Raw genomic sequence first — 18,083 nt, 5'->3', positions numbered from 1 at the left:
TTAAGACGAGGTCGACGGGACTGCCGCCGGCCTCCATCGCCAGAGGAGTGCAGTGGCAGGTAAGGCCCGCGTGCACGAGCTCGCCAAGGAGCTCGGAGTCACGAGTAAAGAACTGCTCACGAAGCTCGCCGATCAGGGCGAGTACGTGAAGTCGGCGTCCAGCACCGTCGAGGCCCCCGTGGCCCGTCGGCTGCGTGACGCGTACGCCAAGAACGACGGCAAGTCGAAGTCGTCCGGCGCCCGTCCGGCGCCCCCCCGGCCCCAGGCCGCCGCGGCCGACAACCGCGGTGCCGAGCCCCGCACCGAGGCCCCGCGCCCCGGCGCGCCCGGCCCCCGGCCCGGTCCGCGCCCGATGCCCGGCCCGAAGCCGCAGGCCCCGAAGCCGCCGCAGCCGCAGCAACCGCAGCAGCAGCCCCAGGCGGCCAAGCCGGCTCCGGCCGCGGCCGCCGCTCCGGCACCGCAGGCCGCTCCGGCACCGCAGCAGCAGCCGCAGCCGCAGGCGGCCGCCCCGGCTCAGGCCCCGGCGCCCGCACCGCAGCAGCAGCCGCAGGGCCCCCGGCCCGCCGGTCCGCGTCCCGGCCCGCGTCAGCAGCCTCAGCAGCCTCAGCAGCAGCAGCCCGCGGCGGCCCAGCAGGGTCCGTCCGTGGTTCCGCCGCGCCCCCAGTCGCCCAAGCCGCAGGGCCCCAGGCCCCCGCGTCCGGGCAACAACCCGTTCGGCGTCGGCGGTGGCGCACCCGCGCCGCGTCCGCAGGGCCCGCGCCCGCAGTCGCCCGGTGGCGGCGAGCGCCCGTCCGGCCCCAAGCCGGGCGACCCGCGTCCGGCGAGCCCCCGTCCGGGTGATTCCCGTCCGGCCGGTCCCCGTCCGGGTGGTTCCGCCGGCTCCGGCGGCCCGCGCCCGAACCCCGGCAACATGCCGCCGCGGCCGAACCCGGGCATGATGCCCGGTCGCCCGGCCGGTCCCCGCCCCGGTGGCGGTGGCGGTCGTCCCGGCGGCGGCCCCGGTGGCGGTGGCCGCGGTCCCGGTGGCGGCGGCGGTCGTCCCGGTGGCGGTCCCGGTGGCGGCGGCGGTGGCTTCCGCGGTGGTCCCGGTGGCGGCGGCGGCGGTGGCGGTGGCGGCTTCCGCCCCGGTGGTGGCGGTGGCGGTGGCGGCGGCTTCCGCCCCGGTGGCGGTGGCGGTGGCGCCCCGGCCGGTGGTGGCGGCGGTGGCTTCCGCGGTCGTCCCGGTGGCGGTGGCCCCGGTGGTCGTGGTGGCGCCGCGGGCGCCTTCGGCCGCCCCGGTGGTCCCGCGCGCCGCGGTCGCAAGTCCAAGCGCCAGAAGCGCCAGGAGTACATGGACAACATGCAGGCGCCGTCGGTTGGTGGCGTCCGCCTGCCCAAGGGCGGCGGCGAGACCATCCGCCTGCCCCGCGGCGCCTCGCTGACCGACTTCGCCGACAAGATCAACGCCAACCCGGCCTCGCTGGTGCAGGTGCTGTTCCACCTCGGCGAGATGGTCACCGCGACGCAGTCGGTGTCCGACGAGATCCTGGAGCTGCTCGGCTCCGAGATGAACTACGTCGTGCAGGTCGTGTCCCCCGAGGAGGAGGACCGCGAGCTGCTCGGCACGTTCGACATCACCTACGGCGAGGACGCGGGCGACGAGGAGGACCTCCAGATCCGCCCGCCGGTCGTCACCGTCATGGGTCACGTCGACCACGGCAAGACGCGACTGCTCGACACGATCCGCACGGCGAAGGTGGCCGAGGGCGAGGCCGGTGGCATCACCCAGCACATCGGCGCCTACCAGGTGAACACGGAGCTCGAGGGCAACGAGCGCCTGATCACCTTCATCGACACCCCGGGCCACGAGGCGTTCACCGCCATGCGTGCCCGCGGTGCGAACTCGACCGACATCGCGGTCATCGTGGTGGCGGCCGACGACGGCGTGATGCCGCAGACGGTGGAGGCGATCAACCACGCCCAGGCGGCCAACGCGCCGATCGTGGTCGCGGTCAACAAGATCGACAAGGAGGGGGCCAACCCCGCCAAGATCCGCCAGCAGCTCACCGAGTACGGGCTGGTCGCCGAGGAGTACGGCGGCGACACGATGTTCGTGGACATCTCGGCGAAGCAGGGCATCAACATCGACGGCCTGCTGGAGGCGATCCTGCTGACCGCCGACGCCTCGCTGGACCTCCGGGCCAACCCGGACATGGAGGCCCAGGGTGTCGCGATCGAGGCGCACCTGGACCGCGGTCGCGGTCCGGTCGCCACGGTGCTGGTGCAGCGCGGTTCGCTCCGCGTGGGTGACTCGATCGTCGCCGGTGACGCCTACGGCCGCGTCCGCCGCATGGTGGACGAGCACGGCGCGGACATCACGGTCGCGACCCCGTCGCGCCCGGTGCAGGTCATCGGCCTCACCTCGGTGCCCGGCGCCGGCGACAGCTTCCTGGTCGTCGACGAGGACCGCGTCGCCCGGCAGATCGCCGAGCGCCGCCAGGCCCGCACCAGGAACGCGCTCAACGCGGCCCGCCGCAAGCGCGTCAGCCTGGAGGACCTGGACGCCGCGCTGAAGGAGACCAGCCAGCTCACGCTGATCATCAAGGGTGACAACTCGGGCACCGTCGAGGCCCTGGAAGACGCCCTGATGAAGATCGAGGTCGGCGACGACGTCGAGCTGCGGGTCATCCACCGGGGCGTCGGTGGCATCACCGAGGGCGACATCAACCTCGCCGTCGCCGGTTCCGCGATCGTCCTGGGCTTCAACGTCCGGGCCGAGGGCAAGGCGACCGAGCTGGCGAACCGCGAGGGCGTGGACGTCCGCTACTACACGGTGATCTACCAGGCGATCGACGAGATCGAGCAGGCCCTCAAGGGCATGCTCAAGCCGGAGTACGAGGAGGTCCAGCTGGGCCGCGCGGAGATCCGCGAGGTCTTCAAGTCCTCCAAGGTCGGCACGATCGCCGGTTGTATCGTCCTGTCGGGCGAGATCCGCCGCAACGCGCGGGCCCGCCTGCTGCGCGACAACAACGTCGTGCAGGAGAACCTGCCGGTCAGCTCGCTCAAGCGGTTCAAGGACGACGCGACCGAGGTCCGCGAGGGCTACGAGTGCGGTCTGACGCTCGGCAACTACGCCGACCTCAAGGTCGGCGACGTCATCGAGACGTTCGAGATGCGCGAGAAGCCGCGCGCCTGATCGTCTTCAGGTAGTGGTGCGGGGCCGTCCCGGTGGGCGGCCCCGCCCCCTGAGCACCCAATGGTGATCATCAGCCTTGTTCGTCGGTGCCCTTGAGCTGGACGTGCTGCTCGGTGACGTCCACTCGCTCAAGCAGAAGCGGTCCGTGGTGAAGCCCGTGGTGGCGGAGCTGCGGCGCAAGTTCGAGGTGTCCGTGGCCGAGGCGGGCCACCTGGACCTCCACCGCCGCGCGTTGATCGGAGTGGCGGTCGTCGCGGCGGACGCCGAGCATGTCAGGGACGTCCTGGTCGCCTGCGAGCGACTCGTGGCCGGACGCCCCGAACTGGAGCTGCTCTCCGCCCGCCACAGGTTGGTCGGGCCGGAGGACGAGTAGGAAGAGGAGGGGAGCGCCGTGGCCGACCAGGCACGGGCTCGCAAGCTGTCCAAGCGGATCTCGCAAATCGTGGCCTCCGCCCTGGAGCACGAGGTGAAGGACCCGAGGCTGGCCCGGGTGACCATCACCGACACCAGGGTGACCGGTGACCTGCACGACGCGACGGTCTACTACACCGTCCTCGGGGAGAAGCTGGACGCCGAACCCGACCTCGCGGGCGCGGCGGCGGCGCTGGAGAAGGCCAAGGGCGTGCTGCGCACCATGGTCGGCCAGCAGACCGGGGTGCGGTTCACGCCGACCCTGACGTTCGTGACCGACACCGTGCCCGACGAGGCGCGGCGGATGGACGAGCTGCTGGCGCGGGCGCGGGAGGCGGACGCCGAGGTGGCGCGCATCGCGTCGAAGGCCGAACCCGCGGGCGAGGCCGACCCGTACAAGCCGCCGCGCGAGGACGAGGACGCGGACTAGCGTTCCGGGTGTGTCCAACGACCTGAGCGCTCCCGCCGCCGACCTGGCCGCCGACCTGTCGGCGGCCGTTCGCGTCCTGTCCACCGCCACCGACGTCACGCTGCTGGCGCACGTGAACCCCGACGCGGACGCGTTGGGCAGCGCGCTGGCCCTCGGGCTGGTCCTGCACCGGCGCGGGGCCGTGGTGCGGGTGTCGTTCGGCGCGCCGGACGAGGTGCCGGAGACGTTGCGGGAGCTGGACGTGGCCGGGCTGCTGGTGCCGGCGGCCGAGGTGCCCGCCGCGCCGCCCGTGCTGGTGGCGCTGGACGCGGGCAGCGTCGGTCGGCTCGGGCCGCTGGGCGACCGGGTGTCCACCGCCGGTGTGGTGGTGGTGCTGGACCACCACGTGTCGAACCCGCGGTTCGGGCACGTGAACGTGGTCGACGACCGGGCCGAGGCGACGGCGCTGGTCGTGCTGCGGCTGCTGGACGAGCTGGGCGTGGAGCTGGACGAGCCGGTGGCCCGGTGCATCTACGCGGGCCTGGTGACCGACACCCGCTCGTTCCGGCACGCCTCGGCGGCCACGCACGAGGTGGCCGCCCGCCTGCTGGCGGCCGGGGTGGACGCGGAGGCCGTCGCGCGTCCCCTGATGGACTCTCACCCGTTCGGGTACCTGGCGATGCTGGCCAGGGTGCTGGACCGGGCGCGCCTGGAGCGCGACGTCGCCGGCGGCCTGGGCCTGGTGCACGCGGTGGTGACCCTGGAGGACGCCGCCGGCCTGCGCCCGGAGGAGGTGGAGAGCGTGGTCGACCTGGTGCGCACCACGGCCGAGGCCGAGGTGGCGGCCGTCCTGAAGGAGCTGCGCCCCTCCCACTGGTCGGTCTCCCTGCGCGCCGTCTCCCGCGTCGACGTGAGCCGGGTGGCCCGCCTCCTCGGCGGCGGCGGCCACCGCCTGGCCGCCGGCTTCACCGCCACCGGCACGGCCGACGAGGTCCTGACCAACCTGCGCACCACCCTGAACCACCCCCACTAACCCGCGAGTCGTACCTCCAGACCTCGCGAGTCGTACGTCCAGGACCCCCGAATTCAGTGTTCGGGTACCCAGATGTGAGGGTTTCTTGGGTTCCTCGGACCTGTCGGCTGTCCTGAGTGTTGAACTCGGGGGTCCTGGAGGTACGACACGGTGGGCCTGAACGTACGACTCGCGCGGTCTGGACGTACGACACGCCGGGTCTGAACGTACGACTCGCGCGGGGGGGGCAAGTGGTGGAGAGGGTGCCGGCTCGGCGGGTGGTCGGGTTGGCGGCGCCGGCGCTGGTGGTGCTGGCGGCGGAGCCGCTGTACGTGTTGGTGGACACGGCGGTGGTGGGGCACTACGGGGCGGTGGCGCTGGCCGGGCTGGCGCTGGGCGGCGTGCTGTTCACGCAGGTGGCCACCCAGCTGACGTTCCTGTCCTACGGGACCACGGCTCGGGCCGCCCGGTTGTTCGGGGCCGGCCGGCGTCGGGAGGCCGTCGAGGAGGGGGTGCAGGCCACCTGGCTCGCGCTGGCGGTGGGCGCGCTGGTGATCGTGCTCGGCCAGTTGCTGGCGGGGCCGGCGGCGCGGCTGCTGGCGGGGCCCGGCGAGGTGGCCGACAACGCGGTGGCCTGGCTGCGCATCGCCCTGTTCGGCGCGCCGTTCGTGCTGGTCACGATGGCCGGCAACGGGTGGATGCGCGGTGTGCAGGACACCACCCGGCCGCTGCGCTACGTGCTGGTGGGCAACGGGATCTCGGCGGTGCTGTGCCCGCTCCTGGTGCACGTCGCGGGGTGGGGGCTGGAGGGTTCGGCGGTCGCCAACGTGGTCGCGCAGGTGCTGTCGGCGGGCCTGTTCGGCAGGGCGCTGCGGGCCGAGGGCGTGGGGCTGGCGCCGGACTGGCCGCGGATGCGGGCGCAGCTGGGGCTGGGGCGCGACCTGGTGCTGCGCAGCCTGGCGTTCCAGGCGTGCTTCCTGTCGGCCGCGTCGGTGGCGGCCAGGACGTCGATCGGCGCGGTCGGCGCGCACCAGGTCGTGCTCCAGCTGTGGACGTTCCTGGCGCTCCTGCTGGACTCGCTGGCCATCGCCGCCCAGTCGATCGTCGGCGCGGCGCTGGGCGCGGGCCGGCGCGAGCAGGCCCGCCGGTTCGCCTGGCAGGTCACCGGCTACGGCCTGGTCTTCGGGGTCTTCCTCGGGGCCGTCTTCGCGGCGCTGTCCGGGCCGCTGCCGCTGGTGTTCACCACCGACCGGGCCGTGCTCGACGAGATCCCGCACGCCTGGTGGTTCTTCGTCGCGCTCCAACCGGTCGCCGGGGTGGTGTTCGCCCTGGACGGCGTGCTGTTGGGTGCGGGCGACGCGCGGTTCCTGCGCACCGCGACGCTGGCGGCGGCCGGGATCGGCTTCCTGCCGCTGATCTGGGCGTCGCACGCGTTCGGCTGGGGCCTGGTCGGCATCTGGAGCGGGTTGACGGCGTTCATGTTCCTGCGCCTGGTGCTGCTGCTCGCGCGGACGCGGTCGGGGGAGTGGGCCCGGGTGGGGGCCGGGTGACCAGGGGGTGCCGGTGTGGTGAGTGGCCCGGTGTGGTGAGCGGCACGGCGCGGAATTGTTAACAATAGGCAAGTGTTTCTCGATACTGGGGATGCCACCGCACCGAGTCGAGGAGCTCCGCCTTGCCGGTCGATCGCGCCACCAAGCAAGCGTGGCTGATCTGGTCCACCGCCGTCGCCGTCTACGTCGCCGCCCTGTTCCACCGGACCTCGCTGGGCGTCGCCGGCCTGGAGGCCGGTGACCGCTTCTCCGTCGGACCCGCCGCCCTCGGCACGTTCACCGTGCTCCAGATCGGCCTGTACGCGCTCATGCAGATCCCCACCGGCCTGCTGGTGGACCGCTTCGGCCCGCGCCGCGTGCTCACCGCCGCCGCGCTGCTCATGGGCGCCGGCCAGACCCTCTTCGCGCTCGCCGACTCCTACCCGCTGGGCCTGGCCGCCCGCGCCGTGCTGGGCGTCGGCGACGCCATGACGTGGATCAGCGTGCTGCGCCTGGCCGCCGCCCACTTCCCGCCGCGCCGGTACGCCGTGGTGATGACGCTGTCGGCCGCGCTCGGCGGCGCGGGCAACCTCGTGGCCACGGTGCCGCTGACCCTGCTGCTCCAGCACGCCGGCTGGACGGCCACCTTCCTGGTCGCGGGCGTCGCGACCGCCGCGTACGCGGGCGTGGTCGCCTGGCGGGTGCGCGAGGTGCCCGAGGGCGTGCCGCAGCCGGTAGCCGAGCCGGTGCCGCTGCGCGCGGTGGGCACGCGGGTCGCGGCGGCCTGGCGGGAGCCCAGCACGCGCCTGGGCTTCTGGGTTCACTTCACCTCGATGTTCACGCCCGCGCTGCTCAGCCTGCTGTGGGGCTTCCCCTACCTGGTCGAGGCGCAGGGCATGTCGTGGCCGGCGGCGTCGGCGGTGCTCAGCACGCTGGTGCTGGTGGCCGTGGTCGCCGGGCCGGTGATGGGCGCGGTGATCAGCAGGCACCCGGTGTGGCGGATGCCGATCGTCGCCGGCTACCTGGCCCTGGCCGTGGTCTGCTGGGCGGTGCTGCTGGGGTGGCCGGGCGGGGTGCTGCCGGCGCCGGCGCTGTACGCGCTGTTCGGCGTGCTGGCGCTGGGCAACCCGGTGTCCGGCGTGGCGTTCGCCCTGGTGCGCGACTACAACCCGCTGCACCGGGTGAGCACGGCCACGGGCGTGGCCAACGTCGGCGGGTTCGCCGCGATCACCGTCACCGCGCTGGTGGTGGGCGTCCTGCTGGACGTCGTCGAGCCGGTCCTGACCGCGCCGCAGTCCTACCGGGTCGCGTTCCTGTCGGTGGCGGTCGTGCTGCTGCTCGGCGTGTGGCGCACGGTGGTGTGGTGGCGCCGGGCGCGCGGCGCGGTGCTGGCCGCGCTGGAGCGCGGCGAGGCCGTGCCCGTGGAGGTGCGTCGCCGGCGCTGGGACGTGCTGGCCGACGCCTAAGATGCTCGGTCGTGTCCGCACCCTCTTCTCGCACCCCCGTTCCGCCCGGCCTCGTCGTGGTCGACAAGCCCGCCGGCATGACCTCCCACGACGTGGTGGCCAGGGTCCGCCGCATCCTCGGCACCAGGAAGGTCGGGCACGCGGGCACGCTCGACCCGATGGCCACCGGCGTGCTGGTGCTCGGCATCGAGCGGGCCACGAAGCTGCTGGGCCACCTGGCGCTGGACAGCAAGGCGTACCTGTCGACCATCCGCCTGGGCGCGAGCACGACCACCGACGACGCCGAGGGCGAGGTGGTCTCCACCGCCGACGCCGCGGACGTGCCCGAGGACGCGGTCCGCGCGGGCGTGGCGGTGCTGACCGGCCCGATCCAGCAGGTGCCCAGCGCGGTGAGCGCGATCAAGGTCGACGGCAAGCGGGCCTACGCGCGGGTGCGCGACGGGGAGGTCGTGGAGCTGCCGGCGCGGCCGGTGACCGTGCACCGGTTCGACGTGCTGTCGATCCGGCGCGAGGGCGCCACGACCGAGCTGGACGTGATGATCGAGTGCTCGTCCGGCACCTACGTGCGGGCGCTGGCCCGCGACCTGGGCGCCGCCCTGGGCGTGGGCGGCCACCTGGCCAACCTGCGCCGCACCCGCGTCGGCCCGTTCGACCTGCGCGTGGCGCGGACGCTGGAGGGGCTGGAGGAGTCGCCCGGCCTGTCCCTGGACCTGGACGCCGCCGTGGCGACCGCGTTCCCCCGCCGCGAGATCGCGCCGCGCGAGGCGGTGGCCCTCTCGCACGGTCAGCGCCTGCCCGCGGGCGGGCTGACCGGCACCTACGGCGTGTTCGGGCCGGACGGGCACGTGGTGGCGCTGGCCAAGGACGAGGGCTCGGTCACCAAGCCCCTGGTGGTGCTCACGCCCGCCGGCTGAGCGCCACGCCGGTGTCCCCCGTTGGTGGTGGTCGACCGCGCCGACCGGGCCTACCGTGGACGGCATGGCGAGATGGGTCTGGCCGGCCGCGGCCGGTGTGGTGGCCTCGGCCACCGGTGTGGCGATCAACGTGGCCACGGACTTGAGCGCGAACCCGGTGGCCTGGGTGGCGGTCGTGCTGCTCACCGCGCTGGGCGTGGTCGTGGCGATGCGCGTGCAGGACGGCCCCCGGCCGGCCGGGGGCCCCGCGCCGGCCCGGCCCCGGGCCGAAGTGCACAACAGCGTCAGCGGCACCGTGCACGGCGGCGTGGTGCAGGCGGGCGACCTCGGCTCGGTCACGGTCAACTCGCCCACGACGGTCGACCAGACCGCGATCGCCCGCGACGGCGGCACGGTCTACCAGGCGGGCCGGGACGTCAACCCGAACCGGTGAGGGCGGGACCGCGGGTCGGCGCACGCGACCGACGGTGGTCCGACCGGCCCATCTAGGCTTGCCCGCGTGCAACGCTGGCGAGGGCTGGACCACCGACCGGGCGGCTGGGGCCGCTGCGTCGTGACCATCGGCGTGTTCGACGGGGTGCACCGGGGGCACCAGGCGCTGATCGGCCGAGCCGTCGGCCTGGCCGCCGAGAAGCGGGTGCCCAGCGTGCTGATCACCTTCGACCCGCACCCGGCCGAGGTGGTCCGCCCCGGCAGCCACCCCGCCCAGCTCACCGGCCTGCACCGCCGCGCCGAGCTGGTCGAGGGCCTGGGCGTGGACGTGTTCTGCGTGATCCCCTTCACCCCCGAGCTGTCCCGGATGCCCGCCGACGAGTTCGCCCACGAGGTGCTGGTCGACCGGCTGCACGCGGCGGCCGTGGTGGTGGGCGAGAACTTCACCTTCGGCCACCGGGCCGCGGGCACCGTGGAGCTGCTGCGGGAGCTGGGCACGCGGTTCGGTTTCGTGACGGAGGGGGCCGACCTGGTGACCGACGACGGCGTCACGTACTCGTCGACCTACATCCGGGCCTGCATCGACGCGGGCGACGTGGCCGCGGCCGCCCACGCGCTGGGCCGCCCGCACCGGCTGGAGGGCATCGTGGTGCGCGGCGACGGCCGGGGCAAGGACCTGGGCTTCCCCACCGCCAACCTGTCCACCGCCCGCTTCGCCGCCGTGCCCGCGGACGGCGTGTACGCCTGCTGGTTCGTCGACGGCGACGGCCGGCGCCTGAAAGCGGCGGTGAGCGTGGGCACGAACCCGACCTTCTCCGGCCGGGAGCGGCGGGTCGAGGCGTTCGTGCTCGACGTGGACGAGGACTTCTACGGCCGGCGCGTGGCGCTGGACTTCGCGCACCGCCTGCGCGGCATGGAGAAGTACGACACGGTCGAGGCGCTGCTGGAGCAGATGCACCGCGACGTGGCCGACACCCGCGCGCTGCTGTCGGCCGGGGACGGCGCGTGACCGGGTGGGCCACGTGAGTGGATCCGCACTTGCCGGGCCCACCGAGCTGGCAAGATGCCGGTGACGTCGAGCGGGCTAGGAGAGGGCGCCGGTGGAGGACCACAAGATCGTCCAGCGCAACCTCGCGCTGCAGCGCGAGTGGTACGGGGAACCCCTGGGTGACCGGGTGCGCCGGTTGGTGGTCGCCTTCAGCGTCTCGCAGGCCCAGCTCGCCGACGTCCTGGGCATCAGCGCCCCCATGTTGAGCCAGGTGATGAGCGGTCGGCGCGCCAAGATCGGCAACCCCTCCGTGCTCGCCCGGATGATCATGCTGGAGCGCAAGGTCCTGACCCCGGACGTGGCGACCGGCGCGCCCGAGGCGCTCCAGCGGGCACTCGACGAGGTCCGCGACTCCAAGCCGACGGTGAGCCGCGACTCGCTGCCGGTCAACGTCGCCGACGCCGAGGCCGTCGTGTTCCCGTACCTGCGCACCGTCGCGGACCGCCGCGAGCTGTCCCAGGCGGCCGACGTGCTGGGCGAGGACTTCCCGGGCCTGGCCGAGCTGCTGCGCCGGGTGGCGAAGGAACCGGCCCGCGACCGGTGACCCTCTTCACCGCCCTGTTCCCGCCCGAGGACGTGGTCGCCGAGCTGCACGGGGCCCTGCGCCCGGTCCGGCGGGCCCACCCCCGGCTGCGCTGGACCGACCCGGCCCGCTGGCACGTCACGGTCGGCTTCTTCGGCGACGCCGAGCCCGCCGAGCCCGCCGACCAGCTGGCCGGCCTGGCGGGGGTGACCGCGCCCGTGCTGTCCCTGCGCGGCAGCGGTCACTTCTCCCGGGGCGACGCCGCCGGGGTGCTGTGGATCGGGGTGGCCGGGCCGCTGGACGGGCTGGGCCGGGCCGCGGCGGGCGTGCCGGCCGACTGGCGTCCACATCTGACGGTCGCCCGCGGCGCGCCGCTGCCGCGGGTGGACTTCGTCGGTCGGGAGTGGACCGCCGCGGAGGTGGCGCTGGTGCTGAGCCGCCCCGGCGCGGACTACGTGGTCCTCGACCGGGTGCCCTTGACCACGCCGAACGGGTAGTCGTTCGCCACTGCTGGTAGCCTCGACAGTTGGGTTCGGCTGCGGTCCGCGGCGGCCGGCACCGACTACCCCGTGCAGGCGGGGCCTCGCGGAACGGAAAACAACAGCTAGGAGTAGCGGGAACGTGGCACTGACCACCCAGGAGAAGAAGACCATCCTCGCCGAGTACGGCGTCCACGACACGGACACCGGTTCCGCCGAGGCCCAGGTCGCGCTGCTGAGCAAGCGCATCGCCGACCTGACCGAGCACCTGAAGAAGCACAAGCACGACCACCACTCGCGTCGTGGTCTGCTGCTGCTGGTCGGCCGTCGCCGCCGGCTGCTCAACTACCTGCAGAAGGTGGACATCCAGCGCTACCGCGACCTGATCGGTCGACTCGGTCTGCGCAGGTGAGACGCGCCGGGGGGGAGTGATCACGACGATCACTCCCCCTTCGGCTTAAGCAAAAACAATTCACGAGGGACGTACGCGCGGCGCATCGGGACGACAGTCCGCCGGTCCTCGGTAGTGGCCCCCTGGCGGTGAGACCAGGGGACTTCGATCGAAGACCGGCCTCGTCCGGACCGCGACCCGCGCCCTGGCGCTGCGGCCCCCATGCATGACGAGGAGTTCCACACATGACGGACACCGAGGTCCACGAGACTTCAGCCCTGATCGACAACGGTCGGTTCGGCACCCGCACCATCCGCTTCGAGACGGGCCGCCTGGCCCGCCAGGCCGCCGGCAGCGTCGTCGCCCACCTGGACGACGAGACCATGCTGCTGTCGGCCACCACGGCCTCGAAGCAGCCGAAGGAGCACTTCGACTTCTTCCCCCTCACGGTGGACGTCGAGGAGCGGATGTACGCCGCGGGCCGCATCCCCGGCTCGTTCTTCCGCCGCGAGGGTCGCCCGTCGACCGACGCGATCCTGACCTGCCGCCTGATCGACCGGCCGCTGCGCCCGTCCTTCGTGGACGGTCTGCGCAACGAGATCCAGGTCGTCATCACGGTGATGAGCCTGAACCCGCAGGACCTGTACGACGTGGTGGCGATCAACGCCGCGTCCGCGTCCACGCAGCTGGCGGGCCTGCCGTTCTCCGGCCCCATCGGCGGCGTCCGGGTGGCGCTGATCGAGGGCCAGTGGGTGGCGTTCCCGACCCACGAGCAGCTGGAGAAGGCCGTGTTCGACATGGTCGTCGCCGGCCGCGTGGTCGGTGACGACGTCGCGATCATGATGGTCGAGGCCGAGGCCACCGAGCAGGTCACCGACCTGCTCGCCGAGGGCGCGCAGGCCCCGACCGAGGAGGTCGTGGCCGCCGGCCTGGAGGCGTCCAAGCCGTTCATCAAGGCGCTGTGCGACGCGCAGGCCGAGCTGGCGCGGGTGGCCGCGAAGGCCACCGGCGACTTCCCGACCTTCCCGGCCTACCAGTCCGACGCCTTCGAGGCCGTCGAGCAGGCCGCCGCGGGCGAGCTGTCCCAGGCGATGACCATCGCGGGCAAGCAGGAGCGCGAGGGCCGCATCGACGAGATCAAGGCGTCGGTGCTGGAGAAGCTGGCCGAGCAGTTCGAGGGCCGGGAGAAGGAGGTCGGCGCGGCGTTCCGCTCGCTGACCAAGAAGCTGGTCCGCCAGCGCATCCTGCGCGACAAGGTGCGCATCGACGGCCGCGGCCTGACCGAGATCCGCTCGCTGTCCGCCGAGGTCGAGCTGATCCCGCGGGCGCACGGCTCGGCGCTGTTCGAGCGCGGCGAGACCCAGATCCTGGGCGTCACCACGCTGAACATGCTGCGCATGGAGCAGCAGATCGACTCGCTGTCCCCGGAGACGCACAAGCGCTACCTGCACCACTACAACTTCCCGCCGTTCTCCACCGGCGAGACCGGCCGCGTGGGCTCGCCCAAGCGCCGCGAGATCGGCCACGGCGCGCTGGCCGAGCGGGCCCTGGTGCCCGTGCTGCCCAAGCGCGACGAGTTCCCGTACGCGATCCGCCAGGTCTCCGAGGCGCTGAGCTCGAACGGCTCGACCTCGATGGGCTCGGTCTGCGCGTCCACGATGTCGCTGCTCAACGCGGGCGTGCCGCTGAAGGCGCCGGTGTCGGGCATCGCCATGGGCCTGGTCTCCGACGAGGTCGACGGCAAGACCGAGTACGTGGCGCTGACCGACATCCTGGGCGCCGAGGACGCGTTCGGCGACATGGACTTCAAGGTCGCCGGTACCAAGGAGTTCGTCACCGCGCTCCAGCTGGACACCAAGCTCGACGGCATCCCGTCCGACGTGCTGGCCGGCGCCCTGGACCAGGCCCGCGACGCGCGCCTGACCATCCTGGAGGTCATGGCCGAGGCCATCGACCGCCCGGACGAGATGAGCCCGTTCGCGCCGCGCGTGACCTCGGTGAAGATCCCGACCGACAAGATCGGCGAGGTCATCGGCCCGAAGGGCAAGATGATCAACTCGATCACCGAGCAGACCGGCGCCGACATCTCCATCGAGGACGACGGCACGATCTACGTGGGCGCGGCCGACGGCCCGTCCGCCGAGGCCGCGATCGACATGATCAACGCCATCGCGAACCCGCAGCTGCCGAAGGTGGGCGAGCGCTTCCTGGGCACCGTGGTCAAGACCGCGGCGTTCGGCGCGTTCGTGTCCCTGCTGCCGGGCAAGGACGGCCTGATCCACATCTCCAAGCTGGGCAACGGCAAGCGCATCAACAAGGTCGAGGACGTCGTCAAGGTCGGCGACAAGCTCCGCGTGGAGATCGCGGACATCGACCAGCGCGGCAAGATCAGCCTGGTGCTGGTCAACGAGGACGCGGACGCCGCCAAGGCCGACGCGCCCCAGGCCGACAACCCCGCGCAGGACGCCGCTCCGGCGGAGGCTCCCGCCCAGTGACGACGAGCGTCGACGGGACGGCCGCGGGTGCTCCGAGCACCCGCGGCCGTCCGCTCGGGAGGCGTCCCGGGCACCTCCAGAAGCCGGGCACCACGGTGAGCCTGGAGCGCGGCGACGCCGGTGCGACCGTGCGCCGCACCCTGCTGCCCTCCGGGCTGCGGGTGATCACCGAGCGCGTGCCGGGGGTCCGGTCGGCGTCGGTGGGCCTGTGGGTGCAGGTCGGGTCGCGCGACGAGCGCGCCGAGGTGGCGGGCGCCGCCCACTACCTGGAGCACCTGCTGTTCAAGGGCACCGCGAACCGCACGGCGGCGGCCATCGCGGAGGAGATCGACGCGGTGGGCGGCGAGCTGAACGCGTTCACCGCCAAGGAGCACACCTGCTACTACGCGCACGTCCTGGACGAGGACCTGCCGCTGGCCGTGGACCTGGTGTGCGACGTGGTCTTCGAGGCGCTGTGCGAGCCGCGCGACTTCGAGACCGAGCGCGGTGTGGTGCTCGAGGAGATCGCCATGCGCGACGACGACCCCGAGGACCTGCTGCACGACGCGTTCCTCGACGCCCTGCTGGGCGAGCACGTGCTGGGCCGCCCGGTGCTGGGCACCGAGCAGTCCATCGGGGCGATGGAGCGCGACGCGCTGTTCGGCTTCTACAAGCGGCGCTACGCGCTGCCGCGGATGGTGCTCGCGGTGGCGGGCAACGTCGACCACGCGCAGGTGCTGCGCCTGGTGCGCAAGCAGCTCGGCGCCCGGCTGGACCGGGTCGGCACGCCGGTCGCGCCGCGCGCGGGCCGGGCCCGCATCCCGGCGTCGCGCAAGCTGGTGCTGCACAGCGACGACACCGAGCAGGCGCACCTCATGCTGGGCGTGCGGGCGCTGGACCGGCACGACGAGCGCCGGTTCGCGCTGAACGTGCTCAACGCCGCGCTGGGCGGCGGGATGAGCTCCCGGCTGTTCCAGGAGGTGCGGGAGCGGCGCGGCCTGGCCTACCAGGTGTACTCGTCGGTGGGCCTCTACGCGGACGCGGGCACGCTGTCGGTGTACGCGGGCTGCCAGCCCGACCGGCTCGGCGACGTGGCGGGCGTGGTGCGCGACGTGCTGGCCGCGGTGGCGAGCGAGGGCCTGTCGGACGCCGAGGTGGCCCGGGGCCGGGGCCAGCTGCGCGGCGGGCTCGTGCTGGGCCTGGAGGACACCAGCTCGCGCATGTCGCGCATCGGCAAGGGCGAGCTGAACTACGGCGACCACCTGTCGGTCGAGCAGACCCTGGCCCGCATCGACGCGGTCACCGCGCAGGACGTGGCGGACCTGGCGCGCGAGCTGCTGCGGCGCCCCGTCGCCGCCGCCGTGGTCGGGCCTTACGATTCCGCCGACGATCTGCCGTCCCAGGTGCACGAGGTGATCTCTTGACTGCTCAGCCGCCGCTCGACCCCGCGAGCGGGTCTTCGGGGTCTTCGCTCGACCCCGCGAGCGGGTCTTCGGGGTCTTCGCTCGACCCCGCGAGCGGGTCTTCGGGCGAACCCCTCCGCGTCGGCGTGATCGGCGCCCGCGGCCGGATGGGCGCGGAGGTGGTCCGGGCGGTCGGGGCCGCGCCGGACCTGGAGGTCGTCGCGGCGGTCGACGCCGGGGACCGGTTGTCGGACCTGGCCGACGCGGGCGCCCGGGTCGTGGTGGACTTCACCAGCCCCGACGTGGTGATGGACAACATCCGGTTCTGCGTGGACAACGACATCCACGCGGTGGTGGGCACCTCGGGGTTCGACGCGGGGCGGCTGGCCGAGGTCGCCGGGTGGCTCGAGCCGAAGCCGGGGCTGGGCGTGCTGGTCGCGCCGAACTTCGCCATCGGCGCGGTGCTGTCCATGCGGTTCGCCGAGCTGGCCGCGCGGTACTACGAGTCGGCCGAGGTCATCGAGCTGCACCACCCGCGCAAGCTGGACGCGCCCTCGGGCACGGCCGCGCACACCGCCCGGCTGATCTCCCGGGCCCGGGAGGCCGCCGGGCTCGGCCCGATGCCGGACGCGACGGCGCAGGAGGAGCCCGGCGCGCGCGGCGCGCTGGTGGGCGACGTGCGGGTGCACTCGCTGCGGCTGTCCGGGCTGATCGCGCACCAGGAGGTCGTGTTCGGCACGGAGGGCGAGACGCTGACGCTGCGGCACGACTCGCTGGACCGCACGTCGTTCATGCCGGGCGTGCTGCTGGCGGTGCGGTCGATCGCGGGGCACCCCGGCCTGTCGGTCGGGCTCGACGCGTACCTGGACCTGTGAGGTCCCGGCTGCCGTGAGGATCACCGCCCGGACCGCCGCGTTCCTGATCGCCGCCGCGCTGGCGGTGTACTTCGTGCTGCTCGGCGGTCGGGCGGTGCTGCTGCTGGGCACCGGGGACCCGGTCGGGATCGGCCTGGGCGTCGGCGTGCTGGTGCTGCCGCTGATCGGCGTGTGGATCCTGTGGGCCAACCTGCGGTTCGGCTTCACCGCGGAGCGGATGGCGCGGCAGCTCGCGGCGGAGGGCGGGCTGCCCGACACCTCCGAGCTGCCGCGCCGCCCGTCCGGCCGGGTGGAGCGGGAGGCCGCCGACGCGTGGTTCGAGCTGCGGCGGGCCGAGGCGGAGGAGCGGCCGGGTGACTGGCGGTCGTGGTTCCGGCTGGCCCAGGCGTACGACCTGGCGGGTGACCGCGGTCGGGCCAGGGAGACCATGCGGAAGGCCATCGAGCTTTTCCAGGTGCCGACGAATCCGGTGTGAGCCACCCGGGTGAGATGCGGTTCATTCGGATTTTGCGTTACTTCGCCTTTGATTCGATGGTGACTCTCCGTATCGTGGAGGGCGTGGCCAAGACCTGTCTGAACCTGAGGCTGACCGTTGCCCTCCTGGTGGTCCTCACCGCGCTGAGCACCGCCCTGACCCTCGCCTGAGCCCGTTCTCCCACCACACGAACGTGTGGTTCCGCGTGATGTCGGCCGGCTGCCGGGTAGACGCGGTGGCATGGATCGATCAGCTGTGGAACGCCTCTACGACTTCGACGTCCTGGACCGGAACGGGTGCCCCATCGGTCCCGTCGCGGAGCTGTGGCTGGCCGACGGCCGCCCGCAGTGGGCCGCCGTGCGCGGTGCGGGCGGCACCACCCTCGTCCCCCTGCGGGGCGGTCAGGTCCGGGACCGCGGGCTCGTGGTGCCGGTCGAGCGGTACGAGGTCGACGACGCGCCCCGGGTCGACGGGTCGGACCTGTCCGACACCGAGCAGGCCGACCTGTACGAGCACTACGGCCTGAAGCTGCCCGAGCAGCGCCTGGAGCGCCACCGGCGCGGGGTCAGTGCACCCACCAGCCCGCGAGCGCCGCGGGCGACGCCGCCAGCACGCTGAACCTGGCGAACCGGCCGACCACGCCGGTGGAGACGAACAGCCAGGAGGACATGCCGGCGAGCCCCGCCAGCACGGTGGTGAACATGAACGGCGGCAGGCCGACCACCGAGCTGACCGCGTGCGTGCCGAACATCCAGTGCGGGTGCCGGTGACAGCGCTCCCGCACCCACTCCAGCCGCACCCGCCACCGCTGCCGCCACGGTGACAGCGGCCGTTCGGGCCTGCCCTCGCGCCTGAAGAACGCGGGCAGCCGCAGCGAGCCCCGCGCGGCCAGGAAGTAGAGCATCTTCCCCAGCACCTGGCCCACGGCGACCGCGAGCCCGATCCACCACCACGAGATGTGCGGCTGCTGGGTCACCAGGCCGATCACGAATAACTCGATGCTGACCAGCGGCAGCACCGAGGAGCCGAACGCCACGCCGAACGTCAGGCACAACCACCCCAGCACC

The 18,083-nt window shown here is 73.5% G+C and carries 18 protein-coding genes; 17 read left to right on the top strand and 1 reads right to left on the bottom strand.

Translation table 11 applies throughout. From position 1 onward, the window contains the following. The first annotated feature begins 52 nt into the window (after positions 1 to 52). The 17 genes from infB (at position 53) to Q5530_RS19455 (ending at position 17,634) form a co-directional block, all read left to right on the top strand. Positions 53 to 3,175 (top strand): translation initiation factor IF-2, encoded by a 3,123-nt coding sequence (infB, locus tag Q5530_RS19535; protein WP_415364073.1) that lies wholly within the window; start codon positions 53 to 55, stop codon positions 3,173 to 3,175. A 76-nt stretch (positions 3,176 to 3,251) separates the two neighbouring features. Next, a complete protein-coding gene (locus Q5530_RS19530; RefSeq protein WP_380638800.1) occupies positions 3,252 to 3,548 on the top strand; it encodes a DUF503 domain-containing protein in 297 nt (98 codons plus the stop codon). Between the two features lie 18 nt (positions 3,549 to 3,566). Beyond that, positions 3,567 to 4,016, top strand: coding sequence for a 30S ribosome-binding factor RbfA (gene rbfA / locus Q5530_RS19525; RefSeq protein ID WP_380638799.1), 450 nt, complete (start codon positions 3,567 to 3,569; stop codon positions 4,014 to 4,016). A 10-nt stretch (positions 4,017 to 4,026) separates the two neighbouring features. Next, on the top strand, positions 4,027 to 5,028 hold the full coding sequence (locus tag Q5530_RS19520; RefSeq protein ID WP_415364071.1) for a DHH family phosphoesterase: 1,002 nt from the start codon (positions 4,027 to 4,029) through the stop codon (positions 5,026 to 5,028). Positions 5,029 to 5,261: 233 nt separating this feature from the next. Continuing rightward, a complete protein-coding gene (locus Q5530_RS19515; RefSeq protein ID WP_415364198.1) occupies positions 5,262 to 6,557 on the top strand; it encodes an MATE family efflux transporter in 1,296 nt (431 codons plus the stop codon). Positions 6,558 to 6,679: 122 nt separating this feature from the next. Beyond that, on the top strand, positions 6,680 to 8,002 hold the full coding sequence (locus Q5530_RS19510; protein ID WP_415364069.1) for an MFS transporter: 1,323 nt from the start codon (positions 6,680 to 6,682) through the stop codon (positions 8,000 to 8,002). 11 nt (positions 8,003 to 8,013) lie between these two features. Then, positions 8,014 to 8,916, top strand: coding sequence for a tRNA pseudouridine(55) synthase TruB (truB, locus tag Q5530_RS19505; RefSeq protein WP_380638795.1), 903 nt, complete (start codon positions 8,014 to 8,016; stop codon positions 8,914 to 8,916). 64 nt (positions 8,917 to 8,980) lie between these two features. Beyond that, on the top strand, positions 8,981 to 9,349 hold the full coding sequence (locus Q5530_RS19500; RefSeq protein ID WP_380638794.1) for a hypothetical protein: 369 nt from the start codon (positions 8,981 to 8,983) through the stop codon (positions 9,347 to 9,349). A gap of 66 nt (positions 9,350 to 9,415) precedes the next feature. Further along, on the top strand, positions 9,416 to 10,357 hold the full coding sequence (locus tag Q5530_RS19495) for a bifunctional riboflavin kinase/FAD synthetase (protein ID WP_415364067.1): 942 nt from the start codon (positions 9,416 to 9,418) through the stop codon (positions 10,355 to 10,357). A gap of 91 nt (positions 10,358 to 10,448) precedes the next feature. Then, positions 10,449 to 10,940, top strand: coding sequence for an XRE family transcriptional regulator (locus Q5530_RS19490; RefSeq protein ID WP_380638792.1), 492 nt, complete (start codon positions 10,449 to 10,451; stop codon positions 10,938 to 10,940). Further along, positions 10,937 to 11,416 (top strand): 2'-5' RNA ligase family protein, encoded by a 480-nt coding sequence (locus Q5530_RS19485; RefSeq protein WP_415364066.1) that lies wholly within the window; start codon positions 10,937 to 10,939, stop codon positions 11,414 to 11,416. Before Q5530_RS19490 ends, Q5530_RS19485 begins: the two co-directional genes overlap by 4 nt. Before the next feature lie 124 nt (positions 11,417 to 11,540). Then, positions 11,541 to 11,810: a 30S ribosomal protein S15 gene (rpsO, locus tag Q5530_RS19480; RefSeq protein WP_073899540.1), complete on the top strand. Its 270-nt coding sequence runs from the start codon at positions 11,541 to 11,543 to the stop codon at positions 11,808 to 11,810. Between the two features lie 224 nt (positions 11,811 to 12,034). Continuing rightward, positions 12,035 to 14,284 carry a polyribonucleotide nucleotidyltransferase gene (locus tag Q5530_RS19475; protein WP_415364064.1) on the top strand — a complete coding sequence of 750 codons (2,250 nt, stop codon included), beginning with the start codon at positions 12,035 to 12,037 and terminating at the stop codon, positions 14,282 to 14,284. Positions 14,285 to 14,379: 95 nt separating this feature from the next. Next, complete coding sequence (locus tag Q5530_RS19470; protein WP_415364197.1) at positions 14,380 to 15,687, top strand: M16 family metallopeptidase; 1,308 nt, start codon at positions 14,380 to 14,382, stop codon at positions 15,685 to 15,687. Between the two features lie 125 nt (positions 15,688 to 15,812). Beyond that, positions 15,813 to 16,541, top strand: a complete 729-nt coding sequence (gene dapB, locus Q5530_RS19465) for a 4-hydroxy-tetrahydrodipicolinate reductase (RefSeq protein ID WP_415364063.1) — start codon at positions 15,813 to 15,815, stop codon at positions 16,539 to 16,541. Positions 16,542 to 16,560: 19 nt separating this feature from the next. Further along, positions 16,561 to 17,016, top strand: coding sequence for a tetratricopeptide repeat protein (locus Q5530_RS19460; protein ID WP_380638807.1), 456 nt, complete (start codon positions 16,561 to 16,563; stop codon positions 17,014 to 17,016). Between the two features lie 240 nt (positions 17,017 to 17,256). Further along, positions 17,257 to 17,634 carry a hypothetical protein gene (locus Q5530_RS19455; protein ID WP_415364062.1) on the top strand — a complete coding sequence of 126 codons (378 nt, stop codon included), beginning with the start codon at positions 17,257 to 17,259 and terminating at the stop codon, positions 17,632 to 17,634. Here the strand turns inward: Q5530_RS19455 and Q5530_RS19450 are convergent. Further along, on the bottom strand, positions 17,582 to 18,082 hold the full coding sequence (locus tag Q5530_RS19450; RefSeq protein WP_415364060.1) for a hypothetical protein: 501 nt from the start codon (positions 18,080 to 18,082) through the stop codon (positions 17,582 to 17,584). The two genes, Q5530_RS19455 and Q5530_RS19450, sit on opposite strands and share 53 nt — an antisense overlap. Position 18,083 lies beyond the last annotated feature (1 nt).

Origin of the sequence: Saccharothrix sp. BKS2 (assembly GCF_047689505.1) — a bacterium.
GTDB lineage: Bacteria > Actinomycetota > Actinomycetes > Mycobacteriales > Pseudonocardiaceae > Actinosynnema > Actinosynnema lopnurensis.
Note: the sequence above shows the minus strand (reverse complement) of the source record. Positions and strands in the feature narration are given on the sequence as shown.

Excerpts from the sequence above, each read along its gene's own strand:
- Q5530_RS19500 (WP_380638794.1), top strand. The coding sequence starts at position 8,981 with ATGGCGAGATGGGTCTGGCCGGCCGCGGCCGGTGTGGTGGCCTCGGCC.
- Q5530_RS19455 (WP_415364062.1), top strand. The coding sequence starts at position 17,257 with ATGGATCGATCAGCTGTGGAACGCCTCTACGACTTCGACGTCCTGGAC.
- Q5530_RS19475 (WP_415364064.1), top strand. The coding sequence starts at position 12,035 with ATGACGGACACCGAGGTCCACGAGACTTCAGCCCTGATCGACAACGGT.